Consider the following 19,359-nt stretch of genomic DNA (forward strand, 5'->3'; position numbering starts at 1 on the left):
GGTCGGCTGGAGCTCAACATCCGCTCGATTGGCTGGAGTTGAGCGTCGAATTGACCCCCCATGTGCACCCGTTTGACCAACGGATTACGGGTCACCCGGAGTTCATGTCGACCATCCTGATCGTAGTCGTACTGGTCGCGGTGTTCATCCTCGTCGTCGCCGCCGTCCTCTGGGTCGGTCCTGGCCGGAGCAGTGGCAGGTCCGGGCTCAAACGGCGCTTCGGCCCGGAGTACGACCGCTCCGTCGCCCTGCACGACGGTGACGTCAAGGCCGCCGAGCACGAACTGTCCGAACGGGTCAGCCGGCACGGCGCGATCCGGCCCGCACCCCTGAAGGGCCCCGAGCGGGAGCGGTACGCCGCCGAGTGGACCGCCCTGCAGGAGCACTTCGTCGACTCGCCGCGCGCCGCCGTCGCCGAGGCGGACCGGCTCGTGGCGCGCCTCGCCACCGAGCGGGGCTTCCCGCCGGCCACGGACCACGAGGAGCACCTGGCCGCGCTGTCCGTGCACCACGCACCGCACGTCGACGGCTACCGCCAGGTGCACCGGGTCGCGGACGCGGCCGGTGACCGGACGGGCCCGGAGGCCACCGAGGAACTGCGCGCGGCGATGCTGAACGCGCGCGGCATGTTCGAGGCGCTGCTCGGCGACACCCCGCGCCGGCCGGAACCGGCCGGGCGCCGTGGGTTCGGGCAGCGGCACACGCTCAAGGCGAAGGGGAGTGGTGCCTGATGTCACGCGAGACCGACCCGAGGAACGTCCCGCCCGCGGAGGCGGCCCCGGCCGCCCCGACCGGCCCGGGCGCGGCCCGCATCCCGGAACAGCCGGGCGCGCCGAGCCGCACACCGGACACCCCGCTGACCACACCGGGCCGCGCGCCAGAAGCCCCGGTGGCGACCCCGCCGGCCGACCCGACGGCACCGGGGCACCACGCGGCGCCCCACGCGGCGCCCGCGGACACGGGCGCGGCTGCGGGGGTGGCCCCGGGGAAGCACCGCACGCCGGTGACGGCTCCGACTCCGGCCGCGGCCGCGGAAGCCGTACCGCACGCGCCCGCTGAGCACGCGGGCCAGCTGTTCCCGCAGGGCGAGCGCGACAAGCTGGCGCTGCGCCTCCAGCAGGCGCTGGGCGGTTTCGTGGACGAGCCGCGCGGGGCGGTGAGGGAGGCGGCGTCGGTCCTGGAGGACGTCACGGAACACCTCACGGCGACCCTGACCGAGCGGCGCCGGACGCTGCGGGCGGCGTGGGACGACGGGGACGGCCCGTCGGGCACGGAGGAGCTGCGGATCGCGCTGCGGACGTACCGCGAGATGACGGAGAGGCTGCTGAAGCTGTAGGCGGCGCGGTACGTACGAGCGGTACGTACGAGGGGCCCGCACCGTTTCGATCCGGTGCGGGCCCCTTCGCGTCCGTACGCGCGGGTCAGCCCTTGGGCGAGGCCTGCTGCACGACGTCGAAGGACCACAGGGTGGAGCCGGAGGCGGCGGGCTTGGGCCGCTCGCCACCGCCTTCGCCGCCGCCCTGGTGGGCGGCGCGCATGCTGCCGTTCATCCAGTTCTGGAAGTCCTCCTCGCTGCGCCAGCGGGTGTACACCAGGTACTGGTCGGTGCCCTCGACCGGGCGCAGCAGCTCGAACCACTCGAAGCCGTCGGAGTTCTCGACGGACCCGGCCCGCGAGGCGAACCGCTCTTCGAGGACCTTGCGCTGCTCGTCCGGCACGGACAGGACGTTGATCTTCACGATGCTCATGCGGACAGCATCGCAGGGGGTGACGTCGGGGAGACGTGAAGGGGGTGCGTCGCGGCTGTCCCGGCTGGACGGGGCCGGGGCGGCGAGGTGGGGCCCAGCGGGGGCGGGAGGATCCTGCGGCGGACAGGCGCAGCGCTGCTCACGGGGCCCGTAGTTCAGGGCCTTGCGGCAGTGGGGGCAGTCGCTGAGGCTGACGATCACGGGGAGCCTCGGAGGGGGCACGGCCCACATGGTCACCGCGCCGCTTTCCGGGGGTGGGGGTGGGAGTGGGCGTGATTCCGGTGGCGGAGGATCAGGACGTTCGCGTCGGACACGGTGGACAGGTCCCCCCGGAGGTACGCGGCGCCGCGTCGTTCGGCGAGGTGCCGACAGTGCGCGCATCCGGGTTCGGTGTCAGGGTCGCTGTGGTCGCGTACGGGCAGTAGTACGGGTGGCTGCGGGTATCTGGAGGGTGCGGTCATGGGGGCGCCTTGTGCGAGGAGTTGGGGTGTTTCAGGTCCCACCCTGCCTGCGTCGCCATACGATCACTAGATGTACCGATTCCGGCAGGAGAGGGGGAACCGGGCATATGCCAGGGGAGTCGGATCTGGACCCCACCCAGAGCATCCAGGCGTACATCGGGGAGAGGGTTCGCGTAGCCCGCAAGGCGCGCGGCTGGTCGCAGCCTGAGCTGGCGGTGAAGTCGTACAGCAACAAGACGACGATCTCCGATGTGGAGAACGGGACCCCACCGGATCGGAGCCTCGCCGTACGGCTGGAGGACGCCTTGGAGCTTGGCCGGGGCGCGATCGGGAATCTACTCGTGATCATCGAGAACCAGGCCGTCCGGGACTATGCGCAGGACTTCGTGGTCAAGCAGGGGCGGGCGTCGCTGATTCATGCTGCGGGCTTCACAGTGCCCGGCTTGCTTCAGACTGCCGACTACGCGCGTGATCTGTTGCTGGTCGGCCAGGAAGACCCGCACAAGATCGATTCCATCGTCGAGGCGCGAATGGCGCGGCAAGACGTGTGGGAGCGGGACGACCCGCCATGGATGTCCGCTGTGATCTCCGAGGCAGTCCTGCACCAAGCAGGTCAGGAACAGTTGGAGCGCTTGCGGGATGTTCAGGAACTGCGCCACATCAGCGTGCAGTTCCTCCCGTTCAACGCCGGAACGATCAACGGGTCCATCTATCTGCTGTCCCTCCCCGATGGTGTGAGGGGGGCGTACACGGAGGGGTTTTCAACGGGCAGCTACTCGGAAGAAACGCAGATCGTCCTGCATTACCAGCGGGTCTATGATCGCCTGGCCGCAAGCGCGTTGACGGCTGAGGCGACCACTGTCCGGATCACTGAGGCACTGAAGCAGAGGTTCACGTGAGCACTCCCAACTGGCACAAGAGCACGTACAGCGGCGGCAACACCAACGATTGCGTCGAGTGTGCGACGAACACCCCGGTGGTCATGATCCGCGACACCAAGGACCGTGACGCCGGGACGGTTGCCGTGAGCCGTGGGGCGTGGCGGGTGTTCGCGGTGTACGTGGGTAGCTGACTGTCCACGTTCATGGAGACGGGTCACCTCAATCACGGCTGAAGCAGAGGTTCACGTGAGCACTCCCAACTGGCACAAGAGCACGTACAGCAGCGGCAACACCAACGACTGCGTCGAGTGCGCGACGAACCTCCCGGTGGTCATGGTGCGGGACACCAAGGACCGCGACGCCGGGACGGTCGCCGTGAGCCGCGAGGCGTGGCGGGCGTTCGCGGCGTACGTGGGCCGCTGAACCCTCGTTGTCAGGCCCGGGCCCCGGCACCCCGGTCGCGGCAGCGTCTCGCCCCCCGGTGGGGGCGGCGAGTTCGCCGATCTCGCGACGAGCCACGCCCGTGTGCGGGGAGGCTTGGTGGAGGCGGCGCGCCGCGTGCGCCACGACGAGAGGGGTCGGTATGGCGGAGGGTGAAGGTGCGCGGCTGTTCCGTGAGGCGTGGATCTCAGGAGTGCGGCAGCACTTCCCGGGTGAGCCCAAGCCGGGGTACGTCACCCCTTGGGAGGCCACGCCACAGTGGGAGCGCGACGCCGCCGGGGTCGTGTACGAGCAGGTGCGCCACTTCGTCGAGGCCAGCGGCGGCCACGCCGCAAGGCTCTCGCGCGAGCAGAAGAGCCGCTTCTTGGCGACGTGCTGGACGGCGCAGATGTACAAGCACTTCGACGACCCGAAGCCGGGGTACGTCGCCGACCGGCCCGACCTCCCCGCCTGGCAACAGGAGACGGACGCGGACATCTTCGAGGCGATCGAGAGGGCATGAACGGAGCAAGGGGACGGCCCCGGCCCGGCGTACGCCAGTCGGGGCCGACCCCCTGTTCCGTACGGGACGCACGGCTGAGCGCATGACCGTTCAGGCGGAGTGCCGCGCCCACCACGTGGAGAACGGAACAGCGGCCGACATGGCCGCGTCCCTGTACTCCAGGAACTCCGGCCTGGTCCCCGTGTCCACGAAGTCAGCGCCCAGGAACTTCCCGGCGTCGTCGTACCGCATCGCCCCGACCGTGGTGTCGTCGAAGAGCCAGAAGTCGGGGGCCTCCGGGATCGGGTTCTCCTGGTCGGTGACGTCGAGGACGAAGAACTCCTCCCCGGCGGTCATGTTGCGGACGTACCCCCAGCCGAATTCGAAGCGCAGGTGGTCCGTGAGCGGGCGCGAGACGACGTGGACGCGGTACATGCGCTTGCCGGAGCGCGTCGCGTTCCCGACCGTGGTGAGCCACCCGGCTGTTCCGTACTCCTCCGGCTGCGGCTCCCCGGCGAGGAACGCCCGGTACGCCTCCACTCCGCCCGACTGGCTGTAGTCGTCCAGCGTTTCCAGCCGGAACGCTTCCCGCTCGAAGTCCTTGAGCCAGTCGCCCAGGGACCTGCGTGAGGTGGTCATGAGGCACCCTCCCGCTCAGGACGTGACGCGGGCCAGGAGGAGGCCGTCGTGGCCCTTCGCGCCGACCGTCTGGACCGCCGTCGCGTCCAGGCGCGGGTGTCCCGAGATCAGGTCGAACATCTCGCGCGTGCCCCGTACGTCCGCGCGGTCCGACGCCGACGGGTCCACCAGGGCGCCGCCGCGGACCACGTTGTCCACGACGATCAGGCTGCCCGGGCGGGTGAGCCGGAGGGCCCATTCCACGTACCGCGGGTTGTTCTGCTTGTCCGCGTCCACGAAGACCAGGTCGAACGGGCCGGCCTCCTCCTCGGCGAGCTTGGGCAGCGAGTCCAGGGCCGCGCCCGTGCGGACCTCGGCCAGGTGGTCCAGGCCCGCGCGGGCCAGGTTGGCGCGGGCGACGTCCGCGTGCCGGGGGTCGTACTCCAGCGAGACCAGGCGGCCGTCCGCCGGCAGGGCGCGCGCCAGCCAGATGGTGCTGTAGCCGCCCAGCGTGCCGATCTCCAGGATCCGGCGCGCGCCCTGCGTCAGGGCCAGCAGGTGCAGCAGCTTGCCCTGGTTGGGGGCCACGGCGATCGGGGGCAGGCCCGCCGCCTCGCTGTCCGCCAGCGCGGCGGTCAGCGCCTCGTCGGCGGGGGCCAGGCGGTCGGTGAGGTACGTGTCGATCTCGGTCCAGCGCTCTTGGTCGGTCATGACCGCGAACGTACCCGCGCGACGGGGCCCGCCGGGGGCGCCGGGGTCCGTTTCGAGCCGGGCGCCCCTCCCGTACGTCAGGACCAGTGCGCCGGGCGGGTCATCCCCTCCGGGACGCGGGTCGTCGCGTCGCCGCGCGCGGCGGCCAGCTGGGCGGGGGTGACGAACAGCGCGCCCGTCAGGTCCGCCCCGGCGAGGTTCGCGTCGCGCAGGTCCGCGCCCGTCAGGTCCGCGTCGCGCAGGTCCGCGCCGGAGAGGTCGGCGGCGATCAGGAGCGCGCCGCGCAGGCTCGCGCCGCGTAGCGGTGCCTTGCGCAGGCGCTTGCCGATGAGGTCGGCGCCGCGGTGGTCCTTCTTGCGGCCGGGGAGCTGATCCCGGGTCAGTTTGCTGGCCTGGAGCAGGAGTTCGTTGGCCTCGGCGCGGAGGGAGGCGGTGTCGGCGGCCAGCAGGGTGTCGGCGTCGGCGTTGCTGAGGGCGTCGAGGCGGTCGCGCAGGGGGGCCAGGGCGGCGTGCAGGGGGCGGGCGGGAGGGAGGACGAGGGCTTCGGTCACGTACCGGAGGAGCTCGTGCAACTGGCGCATGACGGGGAACACCTGGAACATCCGCGCGCCCGCCGCCGGGTCGTCGCGCCAGCCGGACCCGCCGAAGGTGACCTGCGAGACCTGCTGGCCGGCGCCGAGGCAGTCGAAGACCGTGCAGCCCTGGAAGCCCTTGTCGCGCAGGCGGTCGTGGATGCCGCAGCGGTGGTCGGCGAGGAGGTTGCGGCAGGGGGTGCCCGCGGGTTTGTCGACGGCGAAGTCGGTGGAGCGGGAGAAGGGGAGGGCGACGCAGCAGAGGGCGAAGCAGCGGGAGCAGTCGGCGGTGTAGTCGAGGGCGGGGCGGTGTGTCACGGGGCCATTGTCCCCGTACCCCGTGGGCGCTGCCCACTCCCGGTCCGCCTGGACGGGGTAGGGGCTGGGGGCCTGTGGGCGGTCCACCTCCTGTGGCGGGGTGCACCGGTGCGGGGCTTGGGGCGCGTGGGCGTGGCTCATGCCGGGGCCGGGTGCGCGGGGTGCGGGCCTTGGGGTCCCCGACCCGCCCCTTCCCGAAAGCCTCCGGCGGTTGGGGGCGAGGGTTTCGTCGGGGGCTGCGCCCCCGGGCCCCGTGCGGGGCTGCGCCCCTGCGCCCCCTCGGGGCTGCGCCCCTGCACCCCTCGGGGCTCCGCCCCGGACCCCGCGTGCCCGTGCGGGGCTGCGCCCCTGCGCCCTGCTTCGGGGCTCCGCCCCGGACCCCGCGCCTCAAACGCCGGCGGGGCTGGATCTGCCCGACCGCTCCGAGGCCCGGGGCGCAGCCCCGCACCGCACGGTGCCGCCCCTCCCGCCGCCGGAGGCTTTCGGGAAGGGGTGGGGAGGGGATCCGAAGCCCCGCACCCCGCCAGGAAGCCGGGGCCGGGCGTAGGGGGGAGGGGGCCCGGCTTCCTGGGGTGCCGGGGGCCGTGAGGGTCCCCGGGGTGCGTGGGTCGTGCGGGCCGCACGGGGAAGCCCGGGCCCGGTCCGGCGGCCGAACCGGGAGCCCGGGGCGCCCCCCGGAGACCGTGGGTGCCCCTCAGCCGTGGGTTACCCGGAGTTCCTTGATGCCGTTCAGCCATGCCGCGCGCAGGCGGCGGGGGGCGCCGGAGAGGTGGAGGTCCGGCATCTCGTCCGCCAGCGCGTTGAAGATCAGGTCGATCTCGTGGATCGCCAGCGACTTCCCCAGGCAGAAGTGCGGGCCCCCGCCCCCGAAGCCCAGGTGCGGGTTGGGGTCCCGGGTGATGTCGAAGGCCTCCGGGTCCCGGAAGACCTCCGGGTCGTTGTTGGCCGAGGAGTAGAACATCCCGACCCGGTCGCCCCGCCGGATCTTCTGCCCGCCCAGTTCGGTGTCCTGGGTGGCCGTCCGCTGGAAGGAGATGACCGGGGTCGCCCAGCGCACGATCTCCTCCGCCGCGGTCGCCGGGCGCTCGCGCTTGTACAGCTCCCACTGGTCGGGGTGGGTCAGGAAGGCGTGCATCCCGTGGCTGATCGCGTTGCGCGTCGTCTCGTTGCCCGCCACCGCGAGCAGCAGCACGAAGAACCCGAACTCGTCGGAGGACAGGTTCCCCTCGCCCTCCGCCGCCACCAGCTGGGTCACGATGTCCTTGGCCGGGCACTCCTTGCGGGCGGCGGCCATGTTCATGGAGTAGCCGATGAGTTCGAGGGCGGCCTCGGCGCCGACCTCCTCGGTGATGGCGTACTCCGGGTCGTCGTACGCGATCATCTTGTTCGACCACTCGAAGATCCGCGACCGGTCCTCCTGGGGTACGCCGATGAGTTCGGCGATCGCCTGGAGCGGCAGCTCGCACGCCACCTCGGTGACGAAGTCGAAGTCCCCGGCCGCCGCCGTCTCCTTGGCCCGGGCCACGATCCGCGCCGCCCGCTCGCGCAGCGCGGTCTCCAGGCCGCGGATGGCGCGCGGGGTGAAGCCGCGCTGCACGATCTGGCGCACCCGGGTGTGTTCGGGCGGGTCCATGTTGAGCATGATGAACTTCTGGACGTCGATCTGCTCGCGCTTGATGTGCTCGTTGAAGCGGATGACCGCGGTGTTCTCGTTCGCCGAGAACAACTCGGGGTGCGTGGAGACGTACTTGACGTCCGCGTGCCGCGTGACGGCCCAGTACCCCTCGTCGTCGAAGCCGGTGATCCCGCGCGGCTGCGGGCACCACCACACCGGTGCGGTCTGCCTCAGCTGGGCGAACTCCGGGAAGGGAATGCGCTGTTGCAGCAGATCGGGGTCGGTGGCGTCGAACCCTTCGGGGAGCGCGGGGCAGGACATCGGCAACTCCAGGTGTCCGGGAGCGGGAGCGGGAGCGGAGAACGGGGAGCGGGGAGCGGGGAGGGGATGGGGGCGGATCGCTTCTGACAGGGCGTCAGGTGGGCGTGAAGGTAGTAACGAGTTCTACAAGTCGCAAGGGCCGTGGCCGGAACTGTTGCACGGGGCGACGGTGCACGACCCTTGCGTACCCGGGGGGCCAGTCATAAGACTGCACTCATAACTAGAACGCGTACTAGTTCATCGCCGGGTGCCGGGACACCTGGCCGATGTGCGAGGAGAGGACGAGCTCATGGCCGCGGAACCCGTCATCGTCGAAGCCGTACGCACCCCGATCGGCAAGCGCGGTGGCGCGCTCGCCAACCTGCACCCCGCCTACCTCCTGGGCGAGACCTACCGTGAACTCCTCGGGCGCACCGGCATCCAGCCCGACTGCGTCGAGCAGGTCGTCGGCGGCACGGTCACCCACGCCGGCGAGCAGTCCATGAACCCCGCGCGCACCGCCTGGCTCGCCATGGGCCTGCCGTACGAGACCGCCGCGACCACCGTCGACTGCCAGTGCGGCTCCTCGCAGCAGGCCAGCCACATGACCGCGAACATGATCGCGGCGGGCGTCATCGACGTGGGGATCAGCTGCGGCGTGGAGGCGATGTCGCGGGTGCCGCTGGGCTCCGGCTCCAAGCACGGGCCGGGCAAGCCGATGCCGGACGAGTGGAACGTGGACCTGCCCAACCAGTTCGAGGCCGCCGAGCGGATCGCCCGCAACCGGGGCCTGACCCGCGAACGGGTCGACGCGCTGGGGCTGTTGTCGCAGGAACGGGCCGCCGTCGCCTGGGCCGAGGAGCGCTTCAAGCGCGAGACGTTCGCGGTGCAGGTGCCCACCACCGAGGAGGAGCAGGCCGCGGGACAGGGCATGTGGCGCCTGGTCGACCGCGACGAGGGGCTGCGGGACACCTCGATGGAGGCGCTCGCCCGGCTGAAGCCCGTGATGCCCACCGCGGTGCACACGGCGGGCAACTCCTCGCAGATCTCCGACGGCGCCGCCGCGCTCATGTGGGCGTCCAAGCGGATGGCGCGGGCCCTCAAGCTCAGGCCGCGCGCCCGGATCGTGGCGCAGGCCCTGGTCGGCTCGGACCCGCACTACCACCTGGACGGGCCGGTCGACGCGACGCGCGCGGTGCTCGGCAAGGCGGGGATGTCCCTGCGGGACATCGACCTCGTGGAGATCAACGAGGCCTTCGCGTCGGTGGTGCTGAGCTGGGCCCAGGTCTTCGAGCAGGACCTGGAGAAGGTGAACGTCAACGGCGGGGCCATCGCGCTCGGGCACCCCGTGGGGGCCACCGGCGCCCGTCTGATCGCCACGGCCCTGCACGAACTGGAGCGCAGGGACAAGGAGTTCGCCCTGATCACCATGTGTGCGGGCGGGGCGCTGGCGACGGGCACCATCATCCAGCGCCTCTGAAGGCGCTCCTGAAGGCGCTCCTGAAGGCGCTCCTGAAGGCGCTCCTGAAGGCGCCTCTGAAGGGCAGAGGTGTCGGCTCAGTACCAGCCGTTGGCCTGCCAGTGCGACCAGGCGCCGCACGGGCTGCCGTAGCGGCCGTTCATGTAGTCCAGGCCCCACTTGATCTGGGTGGCCGGGTTGGTGCGCCAGTCGGCGCCGGCCGAGGCCATCTTGGAGCCGGGCAGGGCCTGGACCAGGCCGTAGGCGCCGGAGGAGGAGTTCGACGCGGTGTGGTTCCAGCCGGACTCGTGGGACACGATGTTGCTGAAGCACTGGAACTGGCCGGCCGGGACCATCCCGCGGGCGATCTGCTGCGAACCACCACCGGGCGCGGCGGAGGCGCTCTGGGCGCCCATCACGGTGGCGCCGGCGGCGAGCACGGCGGCCGCGGTGGCGACCAGGGTCTTCGGGGCGAGGCGGGCGGCGAGCGAGCGGGACACGTAAGCGACCTAACGTCGGGGACAGGGGCGTCGCGGACGCGGCGGAACCACGCTGTCTCCTGCGAGAAGGGGTTCCGGCCGCGAGGGGGGCGCCTCGGCGAGTGCCGTGCGGCGCCCTGCGACCACTCCAATAGAGCAGGCCCCCGGCGCCGTCGCAACGACCCCCTGTACTAGTGGTGCTCGCATCGGGGGCCGGAGGTCCCGAACCGGACATCGGGGTCATCGCCGCAGGTCGGAGCGGGTCGCGGGGGGCCGCTCGGCACCCGCTCGCGGTCCACTACCCGCGATAGTGGAGGACCAAGGTCCTGTGGGGTGCTTCACCCCCTCGGGACCCCCGGAGGGTCCTCGAACGTGACCTGCGTCTCGAAGGCGGCCCGCCGGGTGGCCCGGCGCAGCGCCCTCAGCAGCACCGGCCCGACCGCCACGGTCAGCACCACCGTGAGCAGCGCCCTGCCCAGGTCCCAGCCCATCGAGGTGGCCAGGCAGTACGCGATGAACCGGGCCAGGTTGTCGGCCAGCGGGTCACCGGGGTGGAAGGACACCCCCGACGACATGCCGCCGATCGTGGTCCAGCCCTGCAGGTTCATCACGGTGCCGTACGCGAACGCCGCCACGAACCCGTACAGCGCCAGCACCATCACCTCCCCGCGCCCGCGCAGCCGGTCCGCGCCCGGCAGCAGCCCCGCGCCCATCGCGAACCAGCCCATCGACAGCATCTGGAACGGCATCCACGGGCCCACCCCGCCGGTCAGCAGCGCCGAGGCGAACATCGTCACCGCGCCCAGCACGAAGCCGAAGCCGGGACCGAGCACCCGTCCGCTCAGCACCATCAGGAAGAACATCGGCTCCAGGCCCGCCGTCCCCGCGCCCAGCGGGCGCAGCGCCGCGCCGACCGCCGCCAGGACCCCCAGCATCGCCACCGCCTTGGCGTCCAGGCCGCCGTCGGCGACCGTCGCCACGACCACCGCCACCAGCAGCGGCAGCAGCGCCGCGAACAGCCAGGGGGCGTCCGCGGCGTGCGCGGTGACCTGGGAGCCCCGGTCGGCCAGCAGCGGCCAGCCGAAGGCGAGCACCCCGATCACCGTGATCAGGGCGAGGGCGGCCACCGCGCGCGGGCCGAGCCGGACCGGGCGGGCGCTCACAGGGCCGCCTCCACCTGGGCCACGGTCAGCCACGGCTGGGGCGCCAGGACCTTGGCGACCTGCGGGGCGAAGGCGGGGGAGGAGACGACCACCTCGGCGGTCGGCCCGTCCGCGACGACCTCGCCCTCGGCCAGGATCACCACCCGGTGCGCCAGGTCGGCGGCCAGCTCCACGTCGTGGGTGGCCAGCACGATGGCGTGCCCCTCGGCGGCCAGGCCCCGCAGCACCCGCACCAGCCGGCCCTTGGCCGCGTAGTCCAGGCCCCGGGTCGGCTCGTCGAGCAGCAGCAGCGGGGGCCGGGCGGTCAGTACGACGGACAGCGCCAGGGCCAGCCGCTGGCCCTCGGACAGGTCCCGGGGGTGGGTGGCGTCCGGGACGCCCGGCAGCAGCTCGCCCACCAGCGCCCGGCAGGTCCCCGCCGGGGCGCCCGCGTCGGCGTCGGCCGCCGCGCACTCGGCGGCCACCGTGTCCGCGTACAGCAGGTCGCGCGGCTCCTGCGGGACCAGGCCCACCTCGCGGATCAGCTCGCGCGGCGGCGTGCGGTGCGGCACCCGCCCGCCGGTCAGGACCGTGCCGCCGGTCGGCTCGACCGTGCCGACCAGCACGCCGAGCAGCGTGGACTTGCCCGCGCCGTTGCGGCCCATCAGGGCCACCGTCTCGCCGGGCCCGATCTCCAGGCCGACGCCGCGCAGCGCCTCCACCCGCCCGCGCCGCACGTCCAGCCCCTCGACCCGGGCCAGGGCGGCGGCGGGTCCCGCGGGGTCGGGCGCCGGGCCGTCCGGACGGCGCCGCAGCCGGGACAGCAGGCCGCGCGCCGGTTCGGGGGCCCGGGCGGTACGGGCCGGGGCCGCGGCCACCGGGGCGGGCGCCGCGGGCGGGGTGAGCCCGGCGAGCCGCTCGCGCAGCCCGGACGCCCGGCGCCGCGCGTCCCGTACCGACAGCGGCGGCGGCGACCAGCCCGCGAGCCGTCCCAGCGCCACCACCGGCGGGTGCACCGGGGAGACGGCCATCACCTCGGCGGGCGGGCCCGTCACCGCGTCCGGCAGCAGGACCACCTGGTCCGCGTACTGCACGACCCGCTCCAGGCGGTGCTCGGCCATCAGCACCGTGGTGCCCAGGTCGTGCACCAGGCGCTGGAGCACCGCGAGGACCTCCTCGGCGGCGGCCGGGTCCAGGGCGGAGGTCGGCTCGTCCAGGACCAGCACCCGGGGGTGCGGGGTGAGGACCGAGCCGATGGCGACCCGCTGCTGCTGGCCGCCCGAGAGCGTGGCGATCGGCCGCTCCCGCAGCTCGGCCAGGCCCAGCAGGTCCAGGGTCTCCTCGACCCGGCGGCGCATCACGTCCGGGGCCAGGCCCAGCGACTCCATGCCGTAGGCCAGCTCGTCCTCGACGGTGTCGGTGACGAAGTGGGCGAGCGGGTCCTGGCCCACCGTGCCGACCAGGTCGGCCAGCTCGCGCGGCTTGTGCGTGCGGGTGTCGCGCCCGCCGACGGTGACGCGCCCGCGCAGGGTGCCGCCCGTGAAGTGCGGCACCAGGCCCGAGACCGCGCCGAGCAGCGTGGACTTGCCGACGCCCGAGGGACCGACCAGCAGCACCAGCTCGCCCTCGGGCACGGTCAGGTCGAGCCCGGACAGCACCGGCGCGTCCGCGTCCGCGTACTGCACCGAGACGTTGTCGAAGCGGATCACGAGGGCTCCTTGGGAACGGGGGCCACGACGGCCGGGAGCAGCCCCACCAGGACGGACAGGGCCGGCCACAGCGGCAGCGCCGGGGCCGTCAGCGGGACCACCCCGGGGCGCAGCGCCTCCGGGTCGTACGTACCCGCCCGGATCATCAGCGCCGCCACCGCCGCGCCGGATCCGGCCACCAGCCAGGCGCGGGCGCCGAAGCGGTCGGGGCGGTAGCGGGTGCGCACCGAGCGCCGCCCGCCCAGGCGCAGGCCCGCCAGCGCGGCGAGCAGCCCGAGCACGACGAGCGGCAGCCCGTACCCGGCGCCCTCGGCGGCCAGCAGCCCGTAGGTGCCCGCGCACACGCCGAGCAGCCCGCCCAGGGTGAGCGCGGCCGTGGTGCGCCGCACGGCGGGCGGGACCTCGGCAGTGCGGCCGTAGCCGCGCGCGTCCATCGAGGCGGCCACCGCGACCGAGCGCTCCAGGGCGCCCTCCAGGACCGGCAGGCCGATCTGGAGCACCGCCCGCACCCCGCCGGTCGGCCGGCCGCGCAGCCGCCGGGCGGTGCGCAGCCGCACCACGTCGGCGACCATGTTCGGCGCGAACGTCATGGCGACGACGACGGCGACCCCGGCCTCGTACAGCGCGGCGGGCAGCGACTTCAGCAGCCGGGCCGGGTTGGCCAGCGCGTTGGCGGCGCCCACGCAGATCAGCAGGGTGGCCAGCTTCGCGCCGTCGTACAGCGCGAAGACCAGCTGCTCGGCGGTGACCCGGCCGCCGATCCGCACCCCGCGCGCCCAGTCGGGCAGCGGCACCTCGGGCAGCGTGAAGAGCAGGTGGCTGCCCGGGATCGGGGAGCCGAGCGCCATCGAGAACAGCACCCGGACCGCCACCACGAACAGGCCGAGCTTGACGAACGCCCCGTAGGAGCGGGCCCAGGGCGCGTCGGTGCGCCGCGCCGCCACCACGTACCCCGCCACCCCGACCAGCAGGCCGAGCAGCAGTGGGTTGGTGGTGCGGGACGCGGCGGTGGCCAGGCCCAGGGCCCACAGCCACCAGGCCCCGGCGTGCAGGGCGTTGGAGCGGTTGGCCTCGGGGGCGCGCAGTTCCACGGCGGCCGGGCGCTAGCCGCGGCGCCGGCGGGCCTGCCAGACGGCCCCGGCCCCGAGCACGACCACGGCGGCGACGCCCGCGATCAGGCCCACGGACGGGCCGCTGCCGCCGTCCTTCTCCTGGGCGGCGGGCGTCTCCTTCTTGTCCGTCCCCTTCTCCGTCGCCTTCGGCGTGTCCGCGACCTGCTCGCCGCAGCCCGTCCCCGGGTAGCCCGAGATCGCGCAGAGCATCGCCTTGCTGTCGTAGCGCAGCGGCTTGGCCACCGCGGCCAGCGCGTCGGCGGCCGAGGCGTCGGAGGGCACCTGGGCGCAGGCGGTCCGCTGGGCGGGCGGCTGCTCGCCGGTGGCGGAGTCCTGCGGCGTGCCGAAGTCGACGACCACGCCGACCCGCTTGCTGCCGTCCTTGGCGGGGGTCTTCCCGCAGATCGCCGCGAAGTCGGGGGCGGTGCGCGGCTTGGCGGCGTCGCCGGAGTCCTCGCTGACCGCGAAGCGGAAGCCGTTGACCGAGCCGTCGGCGGGCCGGGCGGTGGCCGGGCCCTCGGTGGCGTACGCCCAGGAGCCCTTGCCGGACTCCCAGAAGGACCAGTAGCGGTAGCCCGCGGCCAGCGCGGGGCCCGCGCCGAACAGGGTCAGCGCGGCGCCGACGGCCACCAGCAGGGCGAGGGAACGGGTGCGGATCGCTGTTGCCCGGGTGCGCGTCACTGCTGCCCCTTCCGGCGGCCGGCCAGCAGGAAGCCGAGACCGGCGATCGCGACGACGCCCGCGCCGATGCCGACCCACTCGCGCGGGCCGATGGCCTCCTCGGCGTCGGTGGAGGAGGTGGCCCGGCTCTCCGGCTTCGGCCCGGTCGCGTTCAGCCGCTCGACCAGGTCCACGTCGCCGAAGGCGCGCGGGTCGGTGCCCATCGTCTGGGCGGCGAAGACCAGCTGCGCCCAGGCGGCGGGCCCGGCCTTCTCGGCCCAGGCGACGCCGTTCCGCTTCAGCCAGGCGAACGCCGCGGCGGCCTTGTCCTTGTGCCCGGAGGCGCCGAGGGCGACGACCGCGTCCGCGGTGTTGCCGGTGTCGGGCTGCGGGGTGCTGTCGGCGGCGCCCGGCATGGGCGGCATGGCCAGGTGGTCGCTCTTGGTGAGGACGCCGGCCAGGTAGGAGGCGCCGTTGCGGGCGGCCCGCTCGGCGGTCGGCTTGGCGGGCGTCTCGCAGCCCACCGGCTGGCTGGGGTCGACCCCGCGCACGGACAGGCCCTTGCCGAGCCCGCCCAGGACCGCGGCGGCGGTGGCGTCGTCGTTGGCCGTGAGCTTGCCGTCCTTGGGCTGGAAGGCGAAGGCGCCGGGGGCCGTCTTGTCGGTGCACGGCAGCGCGAAGGTGAGCAGCGCGTCGTAGGGGGTGCGGCCGTCGACGGACTTCACCGAGCCGGGGCGCTGGCCGGCCGCCGCGAGGGCGCCGATCACCAGCGAGGTGGAGTTGGCGTCGCTCGGCGCGCCGGGGCCCGAGCCCCAGCCGCCGTCCTTGTTCTGGTTGCCCTTGAGCCAGTCGACCGCGGTGACCAGGGCGGCGCCCACCGGGTCGGTGGGCGCGCCGGTGGAGGAGGCGCTGGGGGTCGCGCCGTCGGACGGCCCGTCGGAGGGCTCCTCGGAGGGCAGCGCCGGGCCGAAGCCGGTCAGCGCGGTCACGGCGACGGCGGTCGCGTTGACGTCGAGGAAGGTGTCGGGGGTGCAGGCCTTGGAGGCGTCGGCGCGGTAGGCGGGGAAGCCGCCGCTCGCGCACTGCTGGCCGACCAGCCAGTCCAGGGCCTCCTGCGCGGGCTTCACGCCGGTGGTGCGCTGCGCCATGAAGGCGAGCGACTGGCGCCAGACGCCGTCGTAGGTGGGGTCGGTGGTGCCGTACAGGCCCGTGGGCAGCTGGACGGACGGGCTGGGGGTGGGCGACGGCGCGGCGTACGCGGCAGGGGCGAGTGACGCGGCGCCGACCGCGCCGAGTACGGCGCCGGCGGCGAGCGCCGTGGCGCTGCGGCGAACGGTGAACATGAGCGGCTTTGCCCTCCTGGAACCGGACGCGGGCGCGCTCAGGGCACCTGGGCTCCGGCCCCGTGTACCTCGACGGTGCCGGCCACCGGGCGGATCCCGGGGGCACGAGCCGGTCACGTGCGCGTACGGGGCATTCCGACTTCCCAGTGGGCTGGGACACGGCTGCGGGTCAGTGCCGGATTTGCACCGGCTTCCCCCCGTACGGGCATGAAATCGACTCGCACACTCTACCGGGCGGTGCCCCGGGCGGAGCGGCAGCGTCCGCCCCGGGCCGCTCCCGGGCGCCCGCCGCCGGGGTCAGACCGCGGCGTACGCCACCGGGTCGCTGCCCGGCACCGCCTCGGCGTGCCCGAGCTTGACCAGCCTGCGCAGATGGGCCTCGGCCTCGGAGACGGCGATGTTGCGCGAGCCGTACGGGATCTGCTCCCAGGGCCTGTTCCACTCCATCCGCTCGGCCAGCTGCCAGGGCGTGAGCGGCGCGGCCAGCAACCGCCGCAGGTCGGCCAGCCGCTCCTCGTGGTGCTCCAGGAGCTCGCGCACCCGGCCCGCCGCGTCGGCGAAGGCGTGCTGGTGGGCCGGGAGCACCTCGGCGACGCCCAGGCGGCCGATGCGCTCCAGGGAGGCCAGGTAGTCGCCGAGGGGGTCGGTGACCGTGTCGCTGTCGGGGTCCTCGTACAGGCCGACGTGCGGGGTGATCCCGGGGAGCAGGTGGTCGCCGCTGAACAGCCGCCCGTTCCCGGCGAGTCCGGCCGGGTGCTCCTCCTCCAGGTGCAGGCAGACATGCCCGGGGGTGTGCCCGGGCGTCCAGACCGCGCGCAGCCGCCGCCCGGCCAGGTCCAGGAGCTCGCCGGGGACGATCTCGCGGTCGGGCAGCGCGGCGCGCAGCCCGGGCAGCTTGTGGCCGCGTCCGGCGGCGCGGGCGGCGCGCAGCGGGTCGGTGTGGCCGGGCGGGGCGCCGACCGCCTCCAGCTTGTCGGCGAGGTAGGCGAGCCAGGTGCCGGGCTCGGCCTCGCGGGTGCGGCGCACCACCGCGGAGTCGGCGGGGTGCATGGTGATCCAGGCGCCGGAGGCCTCCCTGACCTTGCCGGACAGGCCGTGGTGGTCGGGGTGGTGGTGGGTGACGACCACGCCGTGCACCTCGCCGGGGGAGGTGCCGACGGCGGCGAGGCCCTCGGCGAGCGCGTCCCAGGAGCCGGGGTCGTCCCAGCCGGTGTCGATCAGGACGGGGCCGCGGTCGGTGTCCAGGACGTGCACCAGGGTGTGGCCCAGCGGGTTGTCCGGGATGGGCACGCGCAGGGACCAGACGCCCCCGCCGTGGTCGATGACCCCTGACATGCGCGTCCCCTCTCGGCCGTCGTCCGGCGTCCGGCCGGCCCCACCACGATAACTGAAACCCGTTCCAATGGTCGCCCAAGTAGACGACTCTGCCTGGGGTTTCGGCCCGTCCGGGCCGTGGACTGTGCGAACTAGAACTGGTATCAGTTCTGAAACGCCGTCAGGGAGGGTCAGTCATGACCGAGCTTGTGGAGCACGGACAACTGTTCATCGGCGGGGAGTTGGCGGATCCGCTCGGCAGCGGCGTCATCGAGGTGGTCTCGCCCCACTCCGAGGAGGTCATCGGCCGCGTCCCGCACGCGGCCGAGGCCGACGTCGACCGGGCCGTCGCCGCCGCCCGCCGCGCCTTCGACGAGGGGCCCTGGCCCCGCATGACGCTCGACGAGCGCATCGAGGTGGTCACCCGGATCAAGGACGCCATCGCCGTGCGCCACGAGGAGATCGCCCGCTCGATCTCCTCGCAGAACGGCTCCCCGTACTCCTGGAGCGTCCTCGCCCAGGCGCTCGGCGCGATGATGGTGTGGGACGCCGCCATCTCCGTCGCCCGCGACTTCCCGTACGAGGGGCAGCGCGCCGGGGTCCTCGGGCCCATCCTGGTCCGCCGCGAGCCGGTCGGCGTGGTGGCCGCCGTCATCCCGTGGAACGTCCCGCAGTTCGTGGCCGCCGCCAAGCTGGCGCCCGCGCTGCTGGCCGGCTGCACGGCGGTGCTCAAGCCCTCGCCCGAGTCGCCGCTCGACTCGTACATCCTCGGCGACATCGCCCGCGAGGCCGGGCTGCCCGAGGGCGTCCTGTCGATCCTGCCCGCCGACCGCGAGGTCAGCGAGTACCTGGTCGGGCACCCCGGCGTCGACAAGGTGTCCTTCACCGGCTCGGTCGCCGCGGGCAAGCGCGTGATGGAGGTCGCCAGCCGCAACCTCACCCGGGTCACCCTGGAACTCGGCGGCAAGTCCGCCGCGGTGGTCCTGCCCGACGCCGACCTCGACGCCGCCGTCGCCGGGATCGTCCCGGCCGCCTGGATGAACAACGGCCAGGCCTGCGTGGCCCAGACCCGCGTCCTCGCGCCCCGCTCCCGCTACGACGAGGTCGCCGAGGCGCTCGCCGCCGCCGCGGGCGCCCTGAAGGTCGGCGACCCGCTCGACCCGGCCACCCAGATCGGCCCGCTGGTCGCCAAGCGGCAGCAGCAGCGCTCCCTGGACTACATCCGCATCGGCCAGGAGGAGGGCGCCAAGCTCCTCACCGGCGGCGGACGGCCCGCGGGCCTGGAGCGCGGCTGGTACGTGGAGCCGACCCTGTTCGGCGGGGTCGACAACTCCATGCGGATCGCCCGCGAGGAGATCTTCGGGCCCGTCATCTGCCTCATCCCGTACGGCGACGAGGCCGAGGCCCTCAAGCTCGCCAACGACTCCGACTACGGGCTCAGCGGCAGCGTGTGGACCGGCGACACCGAGCGCGGCATCGACTTCGCGCGCGGGGTGCGCACCGGCACGTACAACGTCAACACCTTCAGCCTCGACATGCTCGGCCCCTTCGGCGGCTACAAGAACTCCGGCCTGGGAAGGGAGTTCGGCCCCGAGGGCCTGAGCGAGTACCTGGAGCACAAGATGATCCACCTGCCCGCCGGCTACCAGGCCGGGGGTGCCTGATGGGCGACCGCTGGCGGGTGGAGGTCGACCGGGGCGTCTGCATCGGCTCCGGCCAGTGCGTCGGACACGCCCCGGACGGCTTCACCCTGGACTCCGCCCGCCAGTCCCACCCGGTGCATCCGGACACCGACGCCAACGAGAAGGTACTGGCGGCGGCCGAGGGCTGCCCGGTCGAGGCCATCCTGATCACGCTCCTGGGCAGCGGGGAGCCGGTGTTCCCGCCCGAGGAGTGACCCTCGAAGTACCGTGTCCTGAGAGGTCGTTCGAACACGCCCGAAACAGAAATTAACGCGTGCGTATCGCACGGTCACCTCGTGACAAGAGCGACTGT

Annotated in this window: 21 protein-coding genes and 1 riboswitch; of the genes, 9 read left to right on the forward strand and 12 right to left on the reverse strand. The window is 73.7% G+C overall.

Features of this window, described 5'->3' with window-relative positions; translation table 11 throughout:
• Positions 1-104 precede the first annotated feature (104 nt).
• Both ABT160_RS01345 and ABT160_RS01350 read left to right on the forward strand, forming a co-directional pair.
• Positions 105-731: a hypothetical protein gene (locus tag ABT160_RS01345; RefSeq protein WP_351641984.1), complete on the forward strand. Its 627-nt coding sequence runs from the start codon at positions 105-107 to the stop codon at positions 729-731.
• Positions 731-1,336, forward strand: coding sequence for a hypothetical protein (locus ABT160_RS01350; RefSeq protein WP_351641986.1), 606 nt, complete (start codon positions 731-733; stop codon positions 1,334-1,336). Before ABT160_RS01345 ends, ABT160_RS01350 begins: the two co-directional genes overlap by 1 nt.
• An 85-nt stretch (positions 1,337-1,421) precedes the next feature.
• Here ABT160_RS01350 and ABT160_RS01355 read toward each other — a convergent pair whose 3' ends face one another.
• Positions 1,422-1,748: an antibiotic biosynthesis monooxygenase family protein gene (locus ABT160_RS01355; RefSeq protein ID WP_351641988.1), complete on the reverse strand. Its 327-nt coding sequence runs from the start codon at positions 1,746-1,748 to the stop codon at positions 1,422-1,424.
• Positions 1,749-2,316: 568 nt separating this feature from the next.
• Here ABT160_RS01355 and ABT160_RS01360 point away from each other — a divergent pair.
• The 4 genes from ABT160_RS01360 (at position 2,317) to ABT160_RS01375 (ending at position 4,033) form a co-directional block, all read left to right on the forward strand.
• Positions 2,317-3,108, forward strand: coding sequence for a helix-turn-helix domain-containing protein (locus ABT160_RS01360; protein ID WP_351641989.1), 792 nt, complete (start codon positions 2,317-2,319; stop codon positions 3,106-3,108).
• Positions 3,105-3,281, forward strand: a complete 177-nt coding sequence (locus tag ABT160_RS01365; protein ID WP_351641992.1) for a DUF397 domain-containing protein — start codon at positions 3,105-3,107, stop codon at positions 3,279-3,281. The genes ABT160_RS01360 and ABT160_RS01365 overlap by 4 nt, the downstream gene beginning before the upstream one ends.
• A 55-nt stretch (positions 3,282-3,336) precedes the next feature.
• On the forward strand, positions 3,337-3,513 hold the full coding sequence (locus tag ABT160_RS01370; RefSeq protein ID WP_351641993.1) for a DUF397 domain-containing protein: 177 nt from the start codon (positions 3,337-3,339) through the stop codon (positions 3,511-3,513).
• 160 nt (positions 3,514-3,673) lie between these two features.
• Complete coding sequence (locus ABT160_RS01375; protein ID WP_351641995.1) at positions 3,674-4,033, forward strand: hypothetical protein; 360 nt, start codon at positions 3,674-3,676, stop codon at positions 4,031-4,033.
• A 90-nt stretch (positions 4,034-4,123) separates the two neighbouring features.
• Here ABT160_RS01375 and ABT160_RS01380 read toward each other — a convergent pair whose 3' ends face one another.
• The 4 genes from ABT160_RS01380 to ABT160_RS01395 form a co-directional block, all read right to left on the reverse strand.
• On the reverse strand, positions 4,124-4,651 hold the full coding sequence (locus tag ABT160_RS01380; RefSeq protein WP_351641997.1) for a DUF6879 family protein: 528 nt from the start codon (positions 4,649-4,651) through the stop codon (positions 4,124-4,126).
• A 15-nt stretch (positions 4,652-4,666) separates the two neighbouring features.
• Positions 4,667-5,341 (reverse strand): O-methyltransferase, encoded by a 675-nt coding sequence (locus ABT160_RS01385; protein ID WP_351641999.1) that lies wholly within the window; start codon positions 5,339-5,341, stop codon positions 4,667-4,669.
• 77 nt (positions 5,342-5,418) lie between these two features.
• Positions 5,419-6,231 (reverse strand): pentapeptide repeat-containing protein, encoded by an 813-nt coding sequence (locus tag ABT160_RS01390; RefSeq protein WP_351642002.1) that lies wholly within the window; start codon positions 6,229-6,231, stop codon positions 5,419-5,421.
• Between the two features lie 694 nt (positions 6,232-6,925).
• Complete coding sequence (locus ABT160_RS01395; protein ID WP_351642004.1) at positions 6,926-8,167, reverse strand: cytochrome P450; 1,242 nt, start codon at positions 8,165-8,167, stop codon at positions 6,926-6,928.
• A gap of 289 nt (positions 8,168-8,456) precedes the next feature.
• Here ABT160_RS01395 and ABT160_RS01400 point away from each other — a divergent pair, with 289 nt between their 5' ends.
• Positions 8,457-9,626 (forward strand): steroid 3-ketoacyl-CoA thiolase, encoded by a 1,170-nt coding sequence (locus tag ABT160_RS01400; protein WP_351642006.1) that lies wholly within the window; start codon positions 8,457-8,459, stop codon positions 9,624-9,626.
• Between the two features lie 77 nt (positions 9,627-9,703).
• Here ABT160_RS01400 and ABT160_RS01405 read toward each other — a convergent pair whose 3' ends face one another.
• The 7 genes from ABT160_RS01405 to ABT160_RS01435 form a co-directional block, all read right to left on the reverse strand.
• On the reverse strand, positions 9,704-10,105 hold the full coding sequence (locus ABT160_RS01405; RefSeq protein ID WP_351642008.1) for an aggregation-promoting factor C-terminal-like domain-containing protein: 402 nt from the start codon (positions 10,103-10,105) through the stop codon (positions 9,704-9,706).
• Between the two features lie 317 nt (positions 10,106-10,422).
• Positions 10,423-11,280: an ECF transporter S component gene (locus tag ABT160_RS01410; RefSeq protein WP_502984139.1), complete on the reverse strand. Its 858-nt coding sequence runs from the start codon at positions 11,278-11,280 to the stop codon at positions 10,423-10,425.
• Positions 11,244-12,935 (reverse strand): ABC transporter ATP-binding protein, encoded by a 1,692-nt coding sequence (locus tag ABT160_RS01415; RefSeq protein WP_351642012.1) that lies wholly within the window; start codon positions 12,933-12,935, stop codon positions 11,244-11,246. The genes ABT160_RS01410 and ABT160_RS01415 overlap by 37 nt, the downstream gene beginning before the upstream one ends.
• Positions 12,932-14,026: an energy-coupling factor transporter transmembrane component T gene (locus ABT160_RS01420; protein WP_351642014.1), complete on the reverse strand. Its 1,095-nt coding sequence runs from the start codon at positions 14,024-14,026 to the stop codon at positions 12,932-12,934. The genes ABT160_RS01415 and ABT160_RS01420 overlap by 4 nt, the downstream gene beginning before the upstream one ends.
• Positions 14,027-14,038: 12 nt before the next feature.
• Positions 14,039-14,728 (reverse strand): SCO2322 family protein, encoded by a 690-nt coding sequence (locus ABT160_RS01425; RefSeq protein WP_351642015.1) that lies wholly within the window; start codon positions 14,726-14,728, stop codon positions 14,039-14,041.
• The gene (locus ABT160_RS01430; protein WP_351642016.1) at positions 14,725-16,050 is read right to left on the reverse strand and encodes an SCO2321 family membrane protein; all 1,326 of its coding nucleotides are present in this window, start codon (positions 16,048-16,050) and stop codon (positions 14,725-14,727) included. The genes ABT160_RS01425 and ABT160_RS01430 overlap by 4 nt, the downstream gene beginning before the upstream one ends.
• A gap of 128 nt (positions 16,051-16,178) precedes the next feature.
• A riboswitch (cobalamin riboswitch) is annotated at positions 16,179-16,247 on the reverse strand.
• A 100-nt stretch (positions 16,248-16,347) separates the two neighbouring features.
• Positions 16,348-17,385: a Strvi_7410 family MBL fold metallo-hydrolase gene (locus ABT160_RS01435; RefSeq protein ID WP_351642018.1), complete on the reverse strand. Its 1,038-nt coding sequence runs from the start codon at positions 17,383-17,385 to the stop codon at positions 16,348-16,350.
• A 176-nt stretch (positions 17,386-17,561) separates the two neighbouring features.
• On the opposite strand from ABT160_RS01435, the gene ABT160_RS01440 reads away from it, so the two are divergent.
• Together ABT160_RS01440 and ABT160_RS01445 are read left to right on the forward strand one after the other, a co-directional pair.
• On the forward strand, positions 17,562-19,028 hold the full coding sequence (locus ABT160_RS01440) for an aldehyde dehydrogenase (RefSeq protein ID WP_351642019.1): 1,467 nt from the start codon (positions 17,562-17,564) through the stop codon (positions 19,026-19,028).
• Complete coding sequence (locus ABT160_RS01445) at positions 19,028-19,261, forward strand: ferredoxin (protein ID WP_351642020.1); 234 nt, start codon at positions 19,028-19,030, stop codon at positions 19,259-19,261. Before ABT160_RS01440 ends, ABT160_RS01445 begins: the two co-directional genes overlap by 1 nt.
• Positions 19,262-19,359 lie beyond the last annotated feature (98 nt).

The sequence above is a fragment of the Streptomyces sp. NPDC001941 genome (assembly GCF_040296945.1).
In the GTDB taxonomy this organism is placed as follows: domain Bacteria; phylum Actinomycetota; class Actinomycetes; order Streptomycetales; family Streptomycetaceae; genus Streptomyces.

Bases quoted from the DNA above. Each gene is read 5' to 3' on its own strand.
- ABT160_RS01400 (WP_351642006.1), top strand. From the start codon at position 8,457: ATGGCCGCGGAACCCGTCATCGTCGAAGCCGTACGCACCCCGATCGGC.
- ABT160_RS01350 (WP_351641986.1), top strand. From the start codon at position 731: ATGTCACGCGAGACCGACCCGAGGAACGTCCCGCCCGCGGAGGCGGCC.
- ABT160_RS01375 (WP_351641995.1), top strand. From the start codon at position 3,674: ATGGCGGAGGGTGAAGGTGCGCGGCTGTTCCGTGAGGCGTGGATCTCA.
- ABT160_RS01345 (WP_351641984.1), top strand. From the start codon at position 105: ATGTCGACCATCCTGATCGTAGTCGTACTGGTCGCGGTGTTCATCCTC.
- ABT160_RS01445 (WP_351642020.1), top strand. From the start codon at position 19,028: ATGGGCGACCGCTGGCGGGTGGAGGTCGACCGGGGCGTCTGCATCGGC.
- ABT160_RS01440 (WP_351642019.1), top strand. From the start codon at position 17,562: ATGACCGAGCTTGTGGAGCACGGACAACTGTTCATCGGCGGGGAGTTG.
- ABT160_RS01360 (WP_351641989.1), top strand. From the start codon at position 2,317: ATGCCAGGGGAGTCGGATCTGGACCCCACCCAGAGCATCCAGGCGTAC.
- ABT160_RS01355 (WP_351641988.1), bottom strand. From the start codon at position 1,748: ATGAGCATCGTGAAGATCAACGTCCTGTCCGTGCCGGACGAGCAGCGC.
- ABT160_RS01395 (WP_351642004.1), bottom strand. From the start codon at position 8,167: ATGTCCTGCCCCGCGCTCCCCGAAGGGTTCGACGCCACCGACCCCGAT.
- ABT160_RS01380 (WP_351641997.1), bottom strand. From the start codon at position 4,651: ATGACCACCTCACGCAGGTCCCTGGGCGACTGGCTCAAGGACTTCGAG.
- ABT160_RS01385 (WP_351641999.1), bottom strand. From the start codon at position 5,341: ATGACCGACCAAGAGCGCTGGACCGAGATCGACACGTACCTCACCGAC.
- ABT160_RS01430 (WP_351642016.1), bottom strand. From the start codon at position 16,050: ATGTTCACCGTTCGCCGCAGCGCCACGGCGCTCGCCGCCGGCGCCGTA.
- ABT160_RS01435 (WP_351642018.1), bottom strand. From the start codon at position 17,385: ATGTCAGGGGTCATCGACCACGGCGGGGGCGTCTGGTCCCTGCGCGTG.